At 47.8% G+C, this 19,879-nt stretch carries 17 protein-coding genes and 1 pseudogene; 3 read left to right on the forward strand and 15 right to left on the reverse strand.

Annotation, left to right across the window (positions count from 1 at the left end; all coding sequences use genetic code 11):
- The 11 genes and pseudogenes from ACF8OF_RS19785 to ACF8OF_RS19835 all read right to left on the reverse strand — a co-directional run.
- Positions 1 to 506: pseudogene (locus ACF8OF_RS19785) on the reverse strand (hypothetical protein); the annotation flags it as partial.
- A gap of 61 nt (positions 507 to 567) precedes the next feature.
- Positions 568 to 2,196, reverse strand: coding sequence for a hypothetical protein (locus tag ACF8OF_RS19790; RefSeq protein ID WP_262862384.1), 1,629 nt, complete (start codon positions 2,194 to 2,196; stop codon positions 568 to 570).
- 27 nt (positions 2,197 to 2,223) lie between these two features.
- The gene (locus tag ACF8OF_RS19795) at positions 2,224 to 3,156 is read right to left on the reverse strand and encodes a DUF4123 domain-containing protein (protein WP_392497456.1); all 933 of its coding nucleotides are present in this window, start codon (positions 3,154 to 3,156) and stop codon (positions 2,224 to 2,226) included.
- Positions 3,149 to 5,203: a type VI secretion system Vgr family protein gene (locus ACF8OF_RS19800; RefSeq protein WP_262881783.1), complete on the reverse strand. Its 2,055-nt coding sequence runs from the start codon at positions 5,201 to 5,203 to the stop codon at positions 3,149 to 3,151. Before ACF8OF_RS19800 ends, ACF8OF_RS19795 begins: the two co-directional genes overlap by 8 nt.
- A 110-nt stretch (positions 5,204 to 5,313) precedes the next feature.
- Positions 5,314 to 5,832, reverse strand: a complete 519-nt coding sequence (locus ACF8OF_RS19805; protein WP_025152584.1) for an Hcp family type VI secretion system effector — start codon at positions 5,830 to 5,832, stop codon at positions 5,314 to 5,316.
- Positions 5,833 to 6,486: 654 nt separating this feature from the next.
- The gene (locus ACF8OF_RS19810) at positions 6,487 to 7,752 is read right to left on the reverse strand and encodes an ATP-grasp domain-containing protein (RefSeq protein WP_279796834.1); all 1,266 of its coding nucleotides are present in this window, start codon (positions 7,750 to 7,752) and stop codon (positions 6,487 to 6,489) included.
- Positions 7,753 to 7,768: 16 nt separating this feature from the next.
- Positions 7,769 to 8,056 carry a 2Fe-2S iron-sulfur cluster binding domain-containing protein gene (locus ACF8OF_RS19815; RefSeq protein WP_392497459.1) on the reverse strand — a complete coding sequence of 96 codons (288 nt, stop codon included), beginning with the start codon at positions 8,054 to 8,056 and terminating at the stop codon, positions 7,769 to 7,771.
- Positions 8,057 to 8,111: 55 nt separating this feature from the next.
- Positions 8,112 to 9,017 (reverse strand): diiron oxygenase, encoded by a 906-nt coding sequence (locus tag ACF8OF_RS19820; protein ID WP_337999359.1) that lies wholly within the window; start codon positions 9,015 to 9,017, stop codon positions 8,112 to 8,114.
- Positions 9,018 to 9,047: 30 nt separating this feature from the next.
- On the reverse strand, positions 9,048 to 10,229 hold the full coding sequence (locus ACF8OF_RS19825; RefSeq protein ID WP_392497496.1) for an MFS transporter: 1,182 nt from the start codon (positions 10,227 to 10,229) through the stop codon (positions 9,048 to 9,050).
- Positions 10,222 to 10,794 (reverse strand): alpha/beta hydrolase, encoded by a 573-nt coding sequence (locus ACF8OF_RS19830; RefSeq protein WP_262861196.1) that lies wholly within the window; start codon positions 10,792 to 10,794, stop codon positions 10,222 to 10,224. The genes ACF8OF_RS19825 and ACF8OF_RS19830 overlap by 8 nt, the downstream gene beginning before the upstream one ends.
- An 11-nt stretch (positions 10,795 to 10,805) precedes the next feature.
- Positions 10,806 to 11,585, reverse strand: a complete 780-nt coding sequence (locus ACF8OF_RS19835; protein WP_392497462.1) for an arylamine N-acetyltransferase — start codon at positions 11,583 to 11,585, stop codon at positions 10,806 to 10,808.
- Between the two features lie 361 nt (positions 11,586 to 11,946).
- Here ACF8OF_RS19835 and ACF8OF_RS19840 point away from each other — a divergent pair, with 361 nt between their 5' ends.
- On the forward strand, positions 11,947 to 12,192 hold the full coding sequence (locus tag ACF8OF_RS19840; RefSeq protein ID WP_045137977.1) for a YmjA family protein: 246 nt from the start codon (positions 11,947 to 11,949) through the stop codon (positions 12,190 to 12,192).
- A gap of 74 nt (positions 12,193 to 12,266) precedes the next feature.
- On the opposite strand, the gene ACF8OF_RS19845 is transcribed toward ACF8OF_RS19840, so the two are convergent.
- Positions 12,267 to 14,960 (reverse strand): autotransporter outer membrane beta-barrel domain-containing protein, encoded by a 2,694-nt coding sequence (locus ACF8OF_RS19845; RefSeq protein WP_392497464.1) that lies wholly within the window; start codon positions 14,958 to 14,960, stop codon positions 12,267 to 12,269.
- Between the two features lie 960 nt (positions 14,961 to 15,920).
- On the opposite strand from ACF8OF_RS19845, the gene ACF8OF_RS19850 reads away from it, so the two are divergent.
- Complete coding sequence (locus ACF8OF_RS19850; protein ID WP_262881788.1) at positions 15,921 to 16,259, forward strand: helix-turn-helix domain-containing protein; 339 nt, start codon at positions 15,921 to 15,923, stop codon at positions 16,257 to 16,259.
- Positions 16,260 to 16,441: 182 nt separating this feature from the next.
- Positions 16,442 to 17,374, forward strand: a complete 933-nt coding sequence (locus tag ACF8OF_RS19855; RefSeq protein ID WP_262861200.1) for a VWA domain-containing protein — start codon at positions 16,442 to 16,444, stop codon at positions 17,372 to 17,374.
- 57 nt (positions 17,375 to 17,431) lie between these two features.
- Here ACF8OF_RS19855 and nikE read toward each other — a convergent pair whose 3' ends face one another.
- Genes nikE through nikC form a run of 3 tightly spaced genes read right to left on the reverse strand, consistent with a single transcriptional unit; the run spans position 17,432 to position 19,877 of the window.
- Positions 17,432 to 18,241 carry a nickel import ATP-binding protein NikE gene (gene nikE, locus ACF8OF_RS19860; protein WP_349466285.1) on the reverse strand — a complete coding sequence of 270 codons (810 nt, stop codon included), beginning with the start codon at positions 18,239 to 18,241 and terminating at the stop codon, positions 17,432 to 17,434.
- On the reverse strand, positions 18,238 to 19,032 hold the full coding sequence (gene nikD, locus ACF8OF_RS19865; RefSeq protein ID WP_392497467.1) for a nickel import ATP-binding protein NikD: 795 nt from the start codon (positions 19,030 to 19,032) through the stop codon (positions 18,238 to 18,240). The genes nikE and nikD overlap by 4 nt, the downstream gene beginning before the upstream one ends.
- Entirely contained in the window at positions 19,023 to 19,877 is an 855-nt protein-coding gene (nikC, locus tag ACF8OF_RS19870; protein ID WP_197539461.1) for a nickel ABC transporter permease subunit NikC, read from the reverse strand. The genes nikD and nikC overlap by 10 nt, the downstream gene beginning before the upstream one ends.
- Between the last annotated feature and the right edge of the window lie 2 nt (positions 19,878 to 19,879).

Consider the following 19,879-nt stretch of genomic DNA (forward strand, 5'->3'; position numbering starts at 1 on the left):
TTGTGTAACGCCTCATAAAACGCTTTAACGGCAGGGATATCATCTTCAGTCACCGGCCTTGCATTGACCCATGGCCACTCCGGTAAATCCGCCGCGTGAAACGTCTGTGACACCTCACGGGTCATTTTTTCACTTCCGTCCGCTCTCGGACTGTCACCAAAGGACGTATACTGCCCGGTGTAATAACCGGTATCCGGCGTAATCCTGCCGTCACGGACAATCAGCTTCACCGCCGCCACGTATTCATCGGTTCCGTCCTGCCGTGTATCCTGTATCTTCGCCGAGCACCACATATCATCCGGCAGTTTATCACCGCCACCAACCGGCTTCTGCAGCATTGTGATACTCAGGGTATTCTGCCCGTTCTGCAGGTACGAACTGACCGTCTGTCCCAGGGTAAACTGCCCTTTCCACATACCGCCGTTGTCCGTCACCAGCATGTCATTGACTTTGACCAGACAGAACGCATCATTGGCGTTAAATGATACCGTGTAATTTGTTTTCATCGTTTCCTCTGCATAAAGCTGACAGCTCAGCAATAATCCGGCAGACAATACTAATCCCCGCTTAACCCAGTTTAAATTTCCAGTCAGACTTGTCTTTCGGCAGCTCTTCATAAATCACCCATTCCTCGTATTTTCCCTCTATCTCAGAATTGTCACGCATATCGACCTTATTTGCCCCAGAAATCTTTTCCTTGCTTTTTTTCACATACACCTGAGCTTTTATCCCGTCATGGTAAATCACCCCGGTCAGGTCATCACCCTCGTCCCGGTCAAAGCCCATCTTCAGCGTGGATTTAAATTCCGCACCCACTCTGAAAAAACCACTGACACCGAAGACATTCACTCCGGCCTCAATATGGGCATCCCCGGTAATTTCCCCGTGAATCTCAACTTCGCGGCCCGCTGACGAAAACCGGCCGTTATCGTCGGTTTTAAACTCATAAAACCCGTGTATCCCGAAACTGAACGTCAGTTCCAGTTTCAGAATGACATATGCCCCATCCTCTCCCGCTTTGACCGCTTCCTCTTTAGTCGCAGCTACTGTCCGTGCGGTATTGACAACATGACCATACGGCCCCAGAAACCGTGTTAGTGCCGTCAGTAAATCCAGCGTGATTTTAAACCCGAAGAATGGCGCAAAACCGACAATAACCTCGCCCCGGTTAATCACCCGGTTCTCCGCAGACATGTCAGTTTTAATACTGCCCTCTATCTCCAGTTTCGGGTAAAGAAACTCCGCACTCACCAGCGGAAACAGCCCCTCATCCTTCCCTTTGCGCAAAGCCTTGTTGATGGTGTTAAACCCGGTATCCATATAGTCGAGCAGCGACAGTTTGTTTTTGTCCTTCGTAAAGACCTGTTTCAGTTCTTTATTGTGACCAATACGGTCACTGCCGATAACGGACAGTATATCTCCTTCAATCGTGAGACTTTTTTTGATCTGGTATTTATTCGTGCGCTTCGTCCAGCCATTTGCTGTCGGGCGTTTTCCCGCCTTTGCGTTATTCCGTATCTGCTCTTTTTTCCTATCCTTCGTGCTTTTTTCATTAATCTCCGACTCCAGGCCTATGCTGACCTTCGCGATTAACTCACGGTTCAGAATCAGATGGAAACGAGCGTCCGCCAGCGCGCGGGCCCCCTCCGCGAACAGGACCGGCAGGCCATGTGTCACCGGAAGTATCGCCGCCGCACCTATCTGCACTGCACGGGGCAGGGACAGAAACGGCTTACCGTCACACTCCGACAGCCGCATGGTGTAATGCTGGCGGTAACGGGGGTCTGTCTCCGTGTTATCCCGCGTTATCAGCCGCTCCAGTATCACGACAGGATTGTGCTCTTCCAGCGAAAAACCGCTGATTTTGTTTGTATACAGCAGTGAGCCTGTAAACGGGCTTGCCGGGTTAAACTCCGCGAACAGGGCACGGTCTTCCGTGAAAACATTCCCTGTCGGACAGGTCTTACTGTTCGATATGCAGTGTTTTGGGGTTGCGGTTAATTCCAGCGGAATACGGGTATACGGTTTTTTATCCGGATCAACCAGATAATAATAGTGCCGGGAAAAAGAGGGTTCCTGACGGTATGTATCCTGAATACTGCCAAACGTGATACTGGCACCCAGTGTGCAGCGCGGGGGAATATGACACGTCTGGCAGACATTGCTCATCATGAAGCGGATACGGTTTGCTGACATAATAATCCTTGTTATGTAAAAATACAGTTATTGGTTATAGATATCAGGAAGCGCACCAAACAGAGAATCCAGTAACTGACAGACTCTGTAGTTAACTTCACCCTCTGATTCCGATAAGAAACGCAGCCATTCCGGCGGAATATCACTGAAACGTTTTATCCGGTAAAATGACAATGCATAGCAAAAATACAGATAAGATTCCGTATCCGGAGACGATAGCCCGCTGAAAAAATTAATGACATCCTGAGACAGAGTGAGGCATCTTTCGAGACCGGACGGGGACAGCCCCACAGATAACCGATCATAATCAAAACGATCATCCGTCAATGTGCGGTGCATTATGTCAACGATAGATAACGTCATGACGGTATTACTGCTGTTTGCTTCATTCATTAAAAAATAAACAGCCATTTTTTTTGCCAGCTCTTGATCGAAAGCCATCGTAATTTTGGCATAGTCATCAGCAGAGAACTTCATAAACATACCACGCAGCGTTGCCTGTTCCGGATATCCCTTCCGCTGTGCCTCAAACCGGTCCGATTTTTTGTTTCCCCACAGGTTTGTTTCCAGTTTGGTTACCGGCCCGAGAAACGTATGCAGCCGCCAGTCATCAAACGTGGCTAAAATTTCCCAGACATTTCTCGGATCATAAAAACGCCAGAAGACCGGTTTTTCCTGACCGGGAATGATCACCATGGTGAATTTCCGCAGATGGTGCCGTAACTCCCGCATCGTCACTGTGGTATAAACAACCATTCCCCACGGCGTATTACGTGTATCCAGCCATTTTCTGACATCCTCTGTCACTTCAACCAGATACGGGGCTAATTCCGCCATATCCGGTTGCAGGGGCTCACTGTACAGGCAGCACGCCGGCGGACTGTATTCATCCAGCAATGAAAAAATGTCCGGCTCTGACGCCGCATCAATGATTGCGTAACCGGTTTCCGGTTTAGCCATTGTCTGTTTCCTCCGGCGTCTCCTCCAGCGGGCAGTGCGCCACAAACGCAGACCCGCTGGCCGCTGCGGCTTTCAGCACGGCAGGATTGGTGGCCTGCAACAGCTCTCCGGGACTGCCCCCGGAGTTCAGATTAATCAACGGCCCTTTGATATCGACACCACCGCTGTGGATCACCACAAAACTGCCGCCGACCTTCAGGGTGATTTTTCCCTGACTCTGCAGCGTGATATCACCATTGGCATCGGTGCTGACCGCGCCCTGTATACGCGCCACATGATCCCCGGCCACAATCCGGTGGCGGTCTCCGTCGACCTGCTCCTGATAATTACCGGTCGTTTTATGCGCCTGATTTCCTTCAACCGTCACTGTCCGGTTTCCGGCGACAACCAGCTCATCGTTATGTCCGATGCTGGCAGTTCTGTCGTAATGGATCCGCTCTCCGCGTGAATTCAGGACATTGATGGCCAGATTTTTCTGGGCATGAATATACACCTCTTCCTGCCCGGCCAAATCCTCAAACCGTAATTCATTAAACCCGTCCCCTTTATGGGTTTTCGTGCGGAAAATAGTCCGGGTTTTTTCCTTCGGCAGGTTCAGCGGCGGGCGGTTGCGCCCGTTATAGGTGCAGCCGGTGATAACCGGGCGATCGATGTCCCCGCTGAGATACGAAACAATCACTTCCTGCCCGATACGGGGGATCGACATAAATCCGAAACCATCCCCGTTCCAGCCATGAGCAACCCGCACCCAGCAGGAGGCGCTGTGATCCGGTTTGCCCCGGCGATCCCAGTGAAAATAGACTTTCACCGCGCCCTGCTCGTTGGTGTAGATTTCTTCCCCCTCCGGGCCGACCACCGTTGCCAGCTCGTCACCGTCCGCCTGCGGACGGAAACGGTATGGCGGGCGCCATTCGCGGGTGCCGGGAATGAACTGCACGGTATTACTGAATGTTGTGCCCTCGCCGCCGCCGTTATCCGCCAGCGGCTGGCGGCCGCGATGAGTCACGGTGACCACCTGCCATGACTGATTCATGGCCCCTGACGGGTGATTTTTCAGGGTGAAAATTTTCCCCGGCATCAGCGCAAAACAGTTAGTGCCTGCAGTGCCGATCTGACGCGCGTTCTGGGATTGTTCATAGCGCAGCATCGTAAAGTAGCCGCCCTGCTCATCCTGCTGAAAACGGCCGTAACTCTCGAACGTTCCGTGCTGCCGGTGTATATCCCCGGACAGCTGATGCTCAAGAGGGTAAGACGGATTCTGCGGGTTGTAATCTTTGTGAGTCTGAATATCACTGCACAGCTGTTCGGCATAGCGCCAGGAGAACGCCGTGCTGTCACGGGTGTCCGTATCCGCCTGCGGGTTATAGGTCAGATGAATACCGGCGGTCATGCCGAGATGACTGTCGCTGTAAAACAGTTTCGGACCTTCCTCGAACCAGAAGTTAATTCCCTCTTCTGCCGCCAGACGGCACCAGAAATCATAAGCGGATTCCCGCTTCTGGGTGATGTAATCGCGCTTCCCGTGCAGTGCGCCGTCATAAAATTTCAGATCATTTTTGACGTGGGCTTCATCCAGCAGGGTGGCGAGGACTTCCGGTACCGATTGTTTCTGAAAGATACGGCTGTCCTGGTTGAGCGTCATGATCCACATTTCCGGACGGATCAGAAAGTGATACCAGGTTTTGTTACCGTCAGTATTGCCCTGTTCAGCGGAGGCCAGCAGTCCCTGCACGGTACGCACTTTGACACCGTTGCGGGTGACGGTCAGTGACGCGGCGGAGCCGAGATGATCCTCAAAGGTGATCGACGGCAGCAGGCTGACGGCACTGATGGTCAGCGAAAACAGCGAAGACAGGGATTCACTGAGTGAAAACTCGGTGACCAAAAAGGTCTGTTCCGGTAAGCGGCCGATTTTACAGGTAAATACCAGCCCGGAAGGCGAATTGCCGGAAAGCAGCGATAACGCCGTCTGCGCCGGTTGTTGAACAAGGGAGTCTTTCAGTGCGGCAATATCTGCCGCCTTCTTTTTGGGGTCTTCAGCAAGCATGCCGGCTCCGGTACGGGTCTGACGGATGAATGCCCGGCATGCCGGTGTTCTCCGTAATAAAGCAAAAACACCACAAACCCCGGACGGGATTTGTGGTGTCAATCAGTACATTACGCTTCGATTGGCGCACGCCAGTCATCAGCACCGGAGGTGCCTGCAACGGTGTGATCCCAGCTGACTTTACGGTAGGACAGTGAGACTTCAATCAGCTGCGTGTAATCCGATTTGGACGGATCCTGGCAGTGAGGCATTTTGCAGTCGATATTGACGATAGTGGCATCTTCCAGTGACGTGGTGAAGAAGTGCTCCTGTTTACCTTCAACAGACGTGCGGTACCATTTCAGTTCGACATTCGGCAGCATTTCACCGGCCGCCAGGGCGTTGTACAGCAGCGGAACCGCTTTGTTCATTGCCACAGTAAATTTGAACGGACGGTGTGCACGCTGACCGGACGGCTGACCGGACTGCGGATCTGTCGGAACGGTGACGATATGGTCAAACTGCTGTACCAGCATCTCATCTTCGTGACCCTGTACATAGATGTTGCCGACAGACTCAGCGGTAAAGGCACCGGCAGTGATGTTGCCCTGGGTTTTGCCTTCGATGGAGATATAGCACGGAGTTGGCATGGTAAATTCCTTATAATATAAAATGATAACAATGAGTTATCTGACAATATGTTGCCATCAGCCAATGCGCATGGTGGTAAGCCGCGAAATAATAAATTTCACTTACCGGCCTGTAAAGACCAGAAAGACGTTTGTATCTCACAGGATCCGTCACTTAAGTTAAAATCGTTGCAAAAACAGGATATATGACTACAGGAAATGGCTGATTAAGAGTGAGGAGGTGCAATAGTTTAGATCACAAAAGAAACAAATCACTACGTTTTTTAACATAACTATCTAACGTATTGTAAAAAATAAGAAAAAAGTCATTTTTTTTCAGATCACAGAAATAAAATATGTAACAAAATACAAAGCATCAATAACAATATGAATAATAACAATAAAAATGAAATTTCAGGGAAATATTACAAAAATACCGTATTTTTCACTCTGTCCGATGCGACATAACCGGCCGAAAACACTATATTCTGCTGTTTTATTTTTATTTTTTCCTTTTTAAGAAAAATAATACAAGTATTTCAATAGATTAAAAAGACAGGAAATCGCCCGCCACTGCAGCCAAACTGCACATCTGTGCTTCAGCCGGGATCTGCGCCCCGGGTAAAGGTGTATCGCCGGACATTAACGCTGTTGGTGCGGAGGCGCTATGTGTCATCATGCCGGCGGATATCGTAATGTCATAAGCATGCCCTTTTTTTCCAGTTCAGTGATAACCCGTACATCCGCAATCAGTTTCGTTTTATCGGAATTAAACAGCACAATCCTGCCATACGATGTCACCAAATCCGTTGTTTTTTCCAGCCAGTCCCCGGGGCGGTATTTGCATACACAAAATCCGTAGCTTTCGAGAAATGAGCACTGTGACTCAATATTCAGTGTATTCAGGACACCGGATTGCGGTGAGCTGAGAAAGTATTCTGCCGCATATTTTTTCAGAACAGGGGGGGTTTGTACCTTATTCTCAAATTCACGGGGGGCTATCCGGGCCAGCAGACTCAGGTCAATCAGAGAGTGCGAATTACATTCCTCCGCAAGCTGCGGACCTAATCCGCCATGCATCCTGGCACCGGATTCAACCAAAACCGGTCCACCGTCAGACATAATCACTTCATTATGTGATGCGCCGTTGCGAATACCGAGGGAATCCAGTACCTCTTTAACGTAGCTGATTAATACCGGATGTTCATCAACCGGCTCAGTCACCATTTGATGATAAACAGGAACACCATTAATCTCCTGCTTAACATACCTGAATATATTCACAATAAAATGGTTTCCGTCACAGCTGACTGCATCAGCCACATATTCAGTGCCATGAATTTTTTGCTCAACCAGAACAACAGTGTTGTTATTGCCGGCATAGTCAGTTGTGTTTATCAGAGAATGGAATGCATGTGTAATTTCAGCGGTATTCTTACAGAACAAAACACTGTCAGTGCCAAAGGAGTTAACCGGCTTGATCACATATTCATCAAACGGGTTTTCCTTGCACCAGTGTAATATATGCGCCAAATCACCGGACTGATAATGAGGAATGCAGCGAATACCATCCAGCATAAGTTGTTGCTGCATAAGATATTTATCCCGTCTGGCAGTACTGCGCGCAGGCACATTAGGGCGTAATCCCCAGTGATAGCAAAGTTTATCAAAGATAAGCACACCCGGCTCTGAACCACAGACAATGAAATCAGGCGCACGCCCAATGACAGACTCAATATCCTGTACCGTCCTGCCAAGAGAGTGGTAACTGAAAACAGCGGAGTAATCCTCCTGACGAAAGGTCGCCATTACCGCTGAAGGCAGTGCCTGATTCGTAATAAGAGCAACAACATCATAGCCAAAAAGCGTTCTTATTCTGTTTGCAAAAACAGCACCGCTGGAGAAAGGATCAACAATCAGTACATATTTATTTTCCATCATTTCTCTCCGTTCCGGCTCAGAGAATATCGATAACGGTATCACTCTCAGGAAAAGAGCAGCAGGCAAGATGTATGTGTTGTTCTTTCTCTTTTACCGATAAACAGAAATCCGGTTCACTGCGGATATATCCGTTTTTCAGTCTGAATTTACAACTCCCGCAAATACCTGATCGGCATTTATTTCTGATGAAAATATTGTGCAGTAATAAATTATCCAGAATGGTTTTATTTGTATCCACGCTTATTTTTTGATTTCTGTTTAATACCTGAAGGGTAATACTCTGCGAATCATATGAATCCATCATTATTTTTCCGTTTTCTGTGCTGAAGTGAATGTCATTTTAACGTCGCCGTATATATTCAGAGACCAATTCTTGAGATAATCAGTTCTGCTGAATCAAGATAAATGTTTATTTCATTACTGTTTTCAGTTTCAGAAATGATATCGCCGGCACAGGGCATTTTCGTCAGCTTAAAGATTACATCCCAGGCTCCGAGTTCATTATCGGCAAAAAAATGCGCTGTTTTCAGCATGGTATTTCTCAGGTACCGGCGTTCACTTAAACTGAGATCGCGTACAATGTCATACGCAACATAACTGAAAACACTTGAGTGGCTCCATTCATCCTCAGCATGAATCCGGGTAACGTCATGGCATATTTTCTGAATACCATTATCCTCAGCCATAACTTTCAGGTAATCCGTTATCAGCGTCTCACTGGCACACGCAATGGCAAAACGGGTTAAACGCCTTTGCCATTCTGCACCGCAATCGGCCAGAATGTTGTCCTTCCATTTTATAAGGTTAAAGTCAGTATAGTTGAGTGGCTCAAGCTTACGCTGATCACAGATGTAATTACACGCTATTACTGACATCCTTGTATGAAGCGCTTCATCCAGCAATGTTTCTGACATCACATCCTGCAACCCCGCTCTGTTGGGGGAATTAACCGGCGGATATTTTATGATGTCCTCACAGGCCGGCGTCACAATGTCGCATTCGATACAGATAGTCTTAAGATTGTACATAACCCATGCATAAGAAAGGCAGGTATTTTTAATTTCATCCGATGCTTCCCGCCAGGCATCATGTTGCCTGAAAGGCAGCAATGATTCACTGAAATCCTGTTTGGCTGAATCAAATTCAGACTCAGGATATTCCGGCTGCACGTTATTAACGGCAGCCCGGTTTTTCCATAACGCCGATAATTTTTTCAGCATAAAAGCGACATTTTCACTATCCGGTATGACAATACCTGCTTCCATTCACCACCCTCCATTATCTGATGTCAGTTTTTATTCTTTCCTTACACGGATCAGGCTCATGAAAACAGCGCCCGCCAAAGCAAATACAGACGAAATCACCAGTGTTTCCTCCCAGCGACCCGCATCCAGCAAATCGCCGTACAAAATGGCAGATAATGCACTTCCCATATAAAACGAAAGCTGCCTTATACTGGTTGATAACAATGTTTTTCCCTCTGCGAATCCGGTAATCGCTAATGTATCCAAAAGAGGCATCAGACAATAATTGAGAAAAAGCCGGATAAAATAAAGAGAGATAAACAGCACCACTGAAATAGGTAATGACTGTAAGTACAGGCAGATAAACGTCATGATACCAATAATGATTATTGCTATCTTTAAAGAGAATCGTTTTACAATGAGGGGGGCAAATACAGCACCAATAATACTGACTATTTTATCGGCCCCCATAATAAGTGATATTTCACTGATATTCATCGTATAGGCAAGATGGAATACAATATTTATAAACCTGAAAACCAGTGTAATTGAGGCGCCAAGAAGCAAAGCAGCAATAAAAAGAGTAATGAAATTCAGCCATTCAGTACTCTTTATACCCGAAAAATGCCGGTTATCTTTCTCTGGTTCTGAAATCCCCTGAACAGATTTAACACGAAAGCCGATCATCAGCAGAGATGAAATAAATGATGCTGTCAGGATCCACTGATAATGACGTAATGCTGCTGTCTCCGAAAAATGGGTGACAATACTCACCACGACGGAGCCGGTCATCGCGGCACCCAAATAGGAAACAAAAAACCAGCTGAATAATGTTGTCCTGCTTTTCGGATCAATATGTGAACCCATAAGGGAATTACCCAGAGATAATAGTGCAATCATACCGGAAAGGATCAGCCCGAGAGTGACGGCGCTCGCCCACACCGAAGACAATACCGGCAGCAGCATAAAAGGCAGTGAATAAAGACAGGCGGCGATCAGAAGCAGTTTTTTCTGCGCGATTTTTCTGCTCAGATAAATCAGGGGAACCACGGCTGCTGCCATCATCGACATTGCCACCGCATAAATAAATCCCGTTGCAGTTTTATCGATACCGCGCGCTTCGAGGTAAAAATTATACACCGCGTCAAACATGCCGTTACTCAGTCCCATCAGGAAGGTGGCTATCAGAAAATAACGGGCGGTAATACTGAATTTTTTAATATCTTCAAACATATTTCGTCCCTGCTTCGGCAACCTGCAATCTCCTTCCCGTAAAGTCTTCAAACACCCGTTCACCGCCGGGCCAGGCACCATAGCCGGAAGCGGTATTAAAATGCCCGGCACCGGGGACAAAATGTGTTTCACATCCCCATTGTGATGCCAGTATCTGCGCACGGGCTTCACTGAGGTGTTCATCATTATTGCTGTATATCAGCATCGCACGGTATTTCAGTAAACCGGACGGTAACGGGCTCTGCTGCCGGATCGGTGTTATCGCGGTTTCGGCATCAACATCCGCCGGTGCCACTAAAATCAGGGCGTTAACCCTGCTGCAGGAATACTGTGCAGCCCACTGGGCGGCGGTTACCGCTCCGCAACTGTGACCCAGCAAAACAATATCCCCTGCTGTGTGCGCAATTGCCTGATTCAGGCTGTCGATCCAGATTTCCCGTGACGGGTTATTCCAGTCCCCCTGCTGTACACGAAAAACATTGCGGTATTTTCTTTCCATAAAGGACTGCCAGTGTTCAGGCCCTGAATTCGTATAACCCGGAACGATGAGATAAGTCGTTTTCATTGATACCTGCTTCACTGACGTTGCTGAGGATGAATACTGATCCCGAATTTTCCGGACAGTAGTTGTGAAAGTTCTTCGTTATCCGTAATATCCGCAGAACAGGAAGACAAACCGTTCACTTCGGTAAAAACAGTATCCCGGATACTGATTCTGCCGTTTTCTGTCGGCAGACTGGCCACTTTATGTATATTAAGCAGGCTTTCAGGAGAATGGAGCGTATAAAAATACGCCATGCTGATATCCGGCGGAAACGTTTCTGTATCATGGAAAGCGTAAATATCCTCCCAGTCAGCATTGGGCCTGCTGTTTTCTCTGACAGACACGACCCAGCCATATGCAGGATGACGGCTTACTTTTGATGATAAAAAAGCATGCTCGTGAACATAACCATCCACCATACGCAGAGGTGCCCGCGGCCCTCTGGCACCGAAACCAACATCAAAAATCCACTCTTCCCCCGCAACAGAAATAATAAATAACTGATGTGTTGCCGGTGTCAGCAACGGGATCAGCACTCTGGCCAACCGCGTACGGTACACAAAGCCGGTATAACTGAAAAAAGGTGCAAGTAATGCCGCAAACTCAAAGCAAATACCGCCACGTTTATTAAATATTATATTATCTGCAATTATTTGGCTGAAAGATCCGGATGCCGCATTTTCATTCATACTGAAATTTTCAAACGGAACCGAATAAAAATGAGCATGATGAAACCGAAAAAGAGAATAGTTATCAGCTTTAATATTTTCGTTTATATTTAAACGTGTTAAATAAGATGAAATATCCTTCACGCCGCGCTCCTGCAATCAACCCGCCTGCCGGTTGAGTTGATATGATGATTTTGCCTTTGTTCTTAAATAGTAAACACAAGATGCTATAAAACAAGATAAACTGAAAATTAAAATCATCAGAAAAATGATTTCACCTCTCTAATTAAATATAAAATACAGAAAAATTAACAGGATGGTATGAGTGATTTTTTTATTTAATTTTATATTAAAAAATAAAAAAGAATCTTTACGGAAATTATTTCCACCCAACCATTCACGCAGAAAATACAATAATTCGCCGGGTAAGGTGCGAAAACGAAGCCGGATCGGATACAATGCTACGATACACACCACTGACACCGGCGTAACCCCGGAGGGATTTATGGAAAATATAGTACCGGATAAATACTACGATATCGCTGATGAGTACGCGCTGGAATCGGAAGATCCGGTTGAAGAACAGGAATATGACGGACTGGCACACTATTTTCAGTTACTGATCACCTGTCTGACAAACAATGAAGAGATCAGTGAGGAAGCCCAGAAAAAGATGGCGGCTGAAGCCGGTATCGATAAACAGCGTATCGATGATATTGCTGAATTTCTCAACCGCTGGGGTAATGATTAAGTCACTATCAGCGCCGGATACAAAAAAACCGGGATAACCGCATTCCTGTTATCCCGGCGGGATGTTACTGACCGTTAAAAACGGTATTTCAGGCCTAACATACCCTGCGTATCCGAGTAGTGATCACTGCCGGCCTGCTGTGCCACGTTAAACCAGATGTCCGCATTGCGGGTCAGTTGTCCTTCAACCCCCACTTTAATTTCACCGATATTACGGGTGCCTGACTGACTGACATGAGCACTGTCCATGGAGACACCCGCCATTTTACTGTTATTCAGCCAGTTAATTTCAGCAAACGGCCGGAAGTGACGATCATTGTCGTTATCCTGCAATGCCCGTCCCAGTCCATATACCCTTACCCCGAGACGGGTCTGAATATTTCCTTCACCGGTCGCCGATACGCGGGTACCGCCCCGCTCTGTGTGGGTATCCATTTTCACACCCATATAGGTTACCTGCGCTTTCGGCTGGATATACCAGCGATTAATACTGCCTTCACTGCCCTGTGTTTCATTGATCAGGACGCTGTACCCGGCTTCGGCAGAAAGTGTGATACCGTCAGAGTTATATTTTTCTTCTGCCAATCCCCGTCTTTCAACCCGGTTTTTAAACCAGTTATATTGTACCCAACTGTCAACATACAGGCCGGTTTTATCCGCCTCATTAGCATAGTAAGTACTGTATATCCCGACACTGTACCCGTCAGCATGTGAGGTTGATTCCGTGCTTTTTACACTGTTTGCGGTTTTACCGCTGATACGGCCATATCCCGCCATCAGTCCGATATGGTAACGGTTAAGATCATTATCAGACCACTGTGCGATATCGCCGCCCAATTGTGCCACATACCGGTTTGTCCCGGTTCTTAACTGGCCGTTGCCGCTTTTCACCACTGAGTGCCCGGCCACATTCCGCAGCCACAGACTGGTGACTTTACGCTCACCGGTCAGCACATCGGTATATTGGGTTTCACCGAGGCGATCATGCAGGCGCACGTTAAACAAGGTATTCGCCATTTGCAGGTTACTGATATATCCCCCGGCTTCCGGGCGAATAGCCGGATTGACCGGCGGCTTTATAATGGGTTTTTCCGGTTCAGGATCGGGATCAGGTTTTGGTTTCGGTTCCGGCTCGGGTTTTGGTTCTGGTTCTGGTTCTGGTTCCGGCTCAGGATCCGGTTTTGACGGGGTATATTCTGATGTCAGATACCAGTTTTTTTCATTACCGTTTTTACCGCGTCCCAGAGAATAATCATATGCTCCCGCAACAATCGGCCCGCTCTGAGTGAATATACCGTCAGAAATACCGTCAACCGTGATAACTTCAATACCGTTGAGTATGGTCAGCCCGCCCTGCCCGCCGATATTCACAAAACTGACCGTCGTGGTGCCGGCAGAATTACCTTTTATCCGCAGTTTATCCGTCAGTGAATTATCGTCATTCAATACGGTATTGAAGATTACGTGCCCGCCGTTACCGGTATAGTCACCAGCCACGGTCAGTGTTTTCGGTACAAAGGCGTCCGGATCGGTCAGATCGTCCGGAGAGTTATAACGGAGTGTCGCACCGGTCAGTGTCAGGTTTGACAGCACAGAATCGGCGGTCATATTCCAGAGACTGTTTGTACCGGCAATATCCAGGTTAATGGTACCGTTTGTAGTCGTATTCGGTGCGCCTGCCACGTTATATTCCAGTGAATTGGTACTGCCGGTAAACCGGCTGTTATCCGCCATCTGCAGGTCAACACTCCCTTTTGTCTCCGCTTTCATATCACCGTCAACGGTGAATACACTGCGGATACTGTTACCGGACAGGCGATCAGAAGAGGATATCTGTGAATCAGCCCCTTTGGCATACAGGGCAAACTTCCGGCTGTCACTGGTCACATTAATGGTGGTATCACCGCCGAGATACACCTGACTGCCGGCAGTGACCGTTGCACCACCGGCCTTTTTCGATCCGGCTTCCGCATAAATACCGTGTGCCGTTGTGCCTTCGGCGCGGATATCCGTTGAACCCAGTTCGATAATGCCGCCTTTGTTGGCATAAACCGCATGGGCTGAGCCCCCGTTTGCCACAATGGTGCTGTTGTCGCCGATCACCACACGGGCATCCCCGGTTGCCGCAGAGTTGGTGTTCCCGGCATAAACGGCATAACCGGTGCCGAATTCACGCCCGAATATTTCCAGATTGCTGCCGGCTTCGTGAGAAATAATGACCGCATTTTTTCCGAGTGTGATCAGGTTTTCGCTTGTGCCGGTGGTTGATGAATTAGCACGCACCCCCATCCCGAATGCATCAATATAGGCATCGTCACCCACGGTAATCACTGTGCCGTTACTTTCCTTACCGGCGTTCAGACCATCTGCGGAAGAACCGGTGGTTTTAATGGTCAATTTATCAATATTGATTTTACTGGCACCGTTTTTTGTCACAATACCGTCAGCTTTGGCGCCGCTGGTTGCAATATTCAGTTCATTAAAATTATAGGTGCTGCTGTTCCCGTAAACCGCCCAACCCTGTAGTGGCGAGAGTGACGCGTCCTGCGTCGTGTTGATGGTCACACTCGCGTAATCGGATAACGGGGTTCCGCCGTGCTCACCGGCACTGTAATAATAGATGGTTGAGGTGCAAGTCAGGTGTTTTTTTCCGTCACCGTCTGTCACCGATGTACAGGGATCCGCCATACCGGGAAATGAATATAATCCCGTTCCCAGTATAACCGATATCGGTAATGCAAATTTTTTTACAGATTTATATTTTTTCATAAGGGAAAACCTCCCGGCGTAAAAATAAAAGCAGGATACAAATGCAGAAATTAATTAAAGGCATTCCAGCTGTCTTTATTAAAATAAAAAAGTCAGCGTAGTAATATTATTATCAGTAATAACTAAGGTTATATTTATGAGTAACACTACGTGTATTTATATATTATTACAACCACGATGATAGATAAGATAATTTTATGATTACTGTGTTAATAAATTGTTTTCATTATTTTTGCCTGATATTTCAATGAATTAATATGAAAGATGTAAGCAGATATTACTTGGTAACAAAAAACCCGGAATGTTTGTTCTTTATTTATCTACAATTGGATTAACAATGGAATAAAATACCAAAATATTGCATTTTACATAAAATTTAATGCATTGAAATCAAAACAAACACTATTTTGTTACAAACGTTATTTTTTATAACATATTCCCACCAAAAACTTAACTCACATTCAATGTCACTGCAATGACACTCCTGAGAAGATAAAAACAACATAACCACCTGTAAAATAAGAAGTAGTAAGATATTATTTTATTGTCATAACAGCGAATTCGACTGAAAAAACGCTTTACTGCAGATAAAATAATGCCCTTTTTTACCTCTTCTTGCTTAATAAGTCTTACCTGACGATACACAGAAAAGATCGAATAAAAAATTTCAACAAAAAAATCATGTAAAACATGAGATATTCTTTATATTTTGCGCTGTATCAAATAAAAGTGATTAAATTACGCATCCATTTTGTAAATTTATGAAAATAATAAAACATACCAATATTATATTTGCATCAAAAAATAACATGTGTTATTTAATTTTAATCATCAGATACAAACTTCCTTTTTTTTAAAAAAAACACCAGACATGTTAATAAGACTAAAAAACACAACCGATAATTATTTGCCGGTAATAACAACCATTCCTGCTATGACAGATTTAATCTACGGAGATAAATGGTGCAGAAATATCAATGCATAGATTCAGATTTACTCAATAAAAATATCGGGGAGGTACTGTACAGATTTCGTAAGCTGAAAAAAATAAGCGGTGAGAAGTTAGGTTTTACACTTGAAATCAGTCAGCAGCAGGTCTCCCGCTATGAGCTGGGTAAAGGAAATCTGACGGTCAGTCTGCTGTTCAGGGTACTCACTGCACTGGATATTTCACTGATCGTTTTTCTCAACGAACTCAGAAAACAATATGACTCCGCTGATGTCGTTCACACCTTGCTGGATATAGATAATATATTGTTTTTAAATAAAAATTTAAATAAATCTGATTTTATATTGTAAAAATAATCCCGCCTTCCAGCCCCGGCCATGCCACTGTCACCGGGGCCATCATCCCTCTCAATAAATAGCCTGACGCTGTTATTTTTTAGGAAATACTTCCCTGAAAAATAAAAAGATACTGCTCCTCTGCGCAACAGATTGCACAGAACACATATACCTGCAATAAACACAGAGGAAAAATAATGAATCAGGATCTCAACACACAGGATATGTCTGTACCGGCAACCGGTATTGACCCGGTAGTACAGGTCATGGGCGGCAACAGTGATATCGCTCTGGATTTAGTGGTGATTATTGATACCAGCGGCTCAATGTCAGATGAATCAGCCGATCTGAGTCGTGAAATAGACGCGGCGATAGAGAAAGCGGCTGCCCGCTGCCCGTCTCAGCTGCGGGCAACATTCCTGGGTATTCAGGGCACCTGGACCGGCACAAAGTTTGATCAGACCGTGAGTGATTATCTGGTTGGTAAAGGTGCACATGAGGGGAATTTACAGGCCAGAAAGCCGTTTACGGAGGCCGATGGCCGTGACCATGCCGGGAATAAGGAGGATTTATGCCGTGCGGTTATTGATACCAGTAAATATTTTGACTGGCGTCCCGGTGCCCGCCGTGCCATTTTTGTGCTGGGTGATGAAGGGATGGAAGGCGGCGGCGGAACACTGACCAATGCTGCGGTCGCGAAAAACAGCGAAGCGATTGGTGTCGCGCAGCTTCACGGTGTCAAAGTGTATACCTATCAGGGAACCCCGGATGATCGTCCGGAAAATCTTGACCGCTTCCCGTCGATTGCGGAAAGAGATAAAGTGACAAAGGAGTATCAGCGGCTGGCAGAGCAGACCGGCGGGCGCTCATATATCTACACCACCGGTATCGCGAACTTCCTGCTGGTATTACAGGAAATTCTCTGTGACAGTCTGACGCCGCCGGTGATTCCGGATAACGGTCATTCACATGCAGACTGCCGCGACGTGTGCGAACAACTTTCTTCAATTATTTCCACCGTCAATAAGCTGGCGGATATTATCAATAAAGCCATTGATGCCTGTTGCGGCCCTGATGTTCATCATCACAAAGAGACTCCCGCCAGGTGCAGTTGCTCCGATAAAGTATAAATCGTAAATAATGAGTAAAAGCGCCCTGTTAATATCACGGCGCTTTTTTTATTTTTATCAGACAGATACCGGTTTTCGCCGGTGAGAAGACGGGAATGGCGGCAGCACCGCATTTTTCAGTGCCAGCGATGCCGGATGGCGCAGTTGTTCAATACATCCCTGCGGTGAGGTCTCCGCAATTTTCCCCTCGTCCATGACCACTACCCGCGCGGCAAACCGGCTGACCAGCCGCAAATCATGCGTGACAAACAGATAGGCGATTCCCTGCGTTTTCTGTAACTGCCCGAGCAGTGTCAGCAGCGATGCCTGCAGATGAATATCCAGGTTTGATACCGCTTCATCCAGGATGATCAGACGCGGATCTGGGGCCAGCGCCCGCGCAATACAGATACGCTGCAACTGACCGCCGCTGATCTGTGACGGCAGTTTACCGAGCACCGACAGCGGCAGCTCCACCATATCCAGCAGTTCCGCAGTCCGGGCTTTGCGCTGTTTTTCATCCAGTGAGGTCAGTAGCTTCAGCGGCTCGGCAATGATCTGTTCCAGGGTAAAACGCGGATCAACCGCACCGGGCGGATCCTGAAAAACCATCTGGATCTCCGAACGGAACTGCTGCCGCTGTTTTTTGTCCAGTTTACGCACCGGCATTCCGCGGTAAAAAACATCGCCTTTTTCCGGATATTCCAGCCCGCAGATCTGACGCGCCAGCGTGCTTTTTCCGCAGCCGCTGCGCCCGAGCAGCGCAACGGTTTCCCCCTCATTCAGGGTCAGGGAAATGTCATCAAGAATACAGCGCGGCTTTCCCGCTCCCATCAGTGAATGGCTTTGGTAGCTTTTGCTCAGGTGTTCAACAGAAATCAGTGTCATGCGGAAAGCTCCAGACCATACAGTGAAAGGTGTGCAGAAATAAGATTGCGGGTCACCGGTGAGCGCGGCCGGGAAAAAATATCCTCCACCGGGCCGGCTTCAATAATGTTCCCGTCTGACAACACCGCCACCTGATCGGCAAGACGCGCCACCACGCCCATATCATGGGTGATCAGCAGAAGCCCGGTCTGCCGGTCAGTCACAACATGTTCCAGCAAATCAAGGATTTTAATCTGCACCACCAGATCCAGATCAGTGGTCGGCTCATCGGCAAACAGAAACGGTGCATCGCTGAGGATCGCAATCGCGATCATCATCCGCTGCAACATGCCGCCGCTCATCTCAAACGGATAGAGCTTCAGGATATGTTCACTGTCCCCCAGTTCCACTTCCGCCAGCACATCACGGATGCGTTTATCAATGTTATGCAGCGGTTGCCGGGTGGCTTTCAGGGTTTCGGTAATATGCTGATGCATGGTCCGCACCGGGTTAAATGCACTGCGCGGGTTCTGCATAATCGATGCCACTTCCCTGCCGCGCAGGGCCTGCCCGGTGACCGGCTGCCCGTCCAGCTGAATAGTGCCCTGTGTTTTCTGCACGCCCGGCGGCAGCACATCCAGCAGCGCAGAACAGGTCATGGATTTACCGGAGCCGCTCGCGCCGACCAGCGCCAGCACTTCGCCGCGCCGCAATGAAAATGACAGATCAGAAAGCAGGAAATGAGCATGGTTGTTATGCAGATACCCTGCCGACAGATTGCTGACCTCCAGTACAGAATGATTTAATGACATGTCCCGGCCCTCAGTGTCGGATCCAGACGATCACGCAGTGCATCCCCGAGGATGTTAAACGCCATCACACTGAAAAATAAAATCAAACCCGGCCAGAAAATCAGCATCGGTGATGTCCAGACAAACTGGCGGGCATCACTGATCATCACGCCCCACTCTGCGGTGGGAGCCGCCACGCCCAGCCCGAGGAATGACAGCCCGGAGACATGCAGCATCATATGACCGATATCCAGGGTCGCCAGCACGATCAGCTGGGAAATGGTGGCCGGAAACAGATGCCGGAGAAAGATCCGCACATTCCCGGCGCCGCTCAGACGTGCGGCCAGCAGAAATTCCCGGTGACGCAGCGAGAGGATGATCCCGCGGACAATCCGCGCATACCATGCCCAGTGTGACAGTGCGATCGCGATAATCACGTTTGTCAGCCCGGTACCGAGGATGCCGATTAAAAACAGTGCCAGCACCAGTGTCGGGAACGTCAGGAACACATCGGTAAACCGCATGATGATTTGATCCGTCCGCCCGCCGGTAAACCCGGCAATACCGCCGATCACCAGCCCGAGCGTCATAATAATCACCAGCGTGATAGCGACAGTGCCGAGAGAAATCCGCGCCCCGGCAATCAGGCGGGAAAAAATATCACGCCCGAGATGGTCGGTACCGAGCCAGTACTGACTGTCCGGTTCCTGAAGCCGGTTGGATAGCTCCACCAGATCCGGGTCATGCGGGGAGATCCACGGCCCGGCAATCATAGCCAGTACCAGCAGCGCCACCACAGCCAGCGCAAACCACAGCAGAAGATTGCGGCTGAGTGTCCGCCAGGCGGACGGGGCTTTCAGTATCATAT

It is taken from the genome of Morganella sp. TYF_1, assembly GCF_043105645.1.
Lineage (GTDB): Bacteria > Pseudomonadota > Gammaproteobacteria > Enterobacterales > Enterobacteriaceae > Morganella > Morganella morganii_B.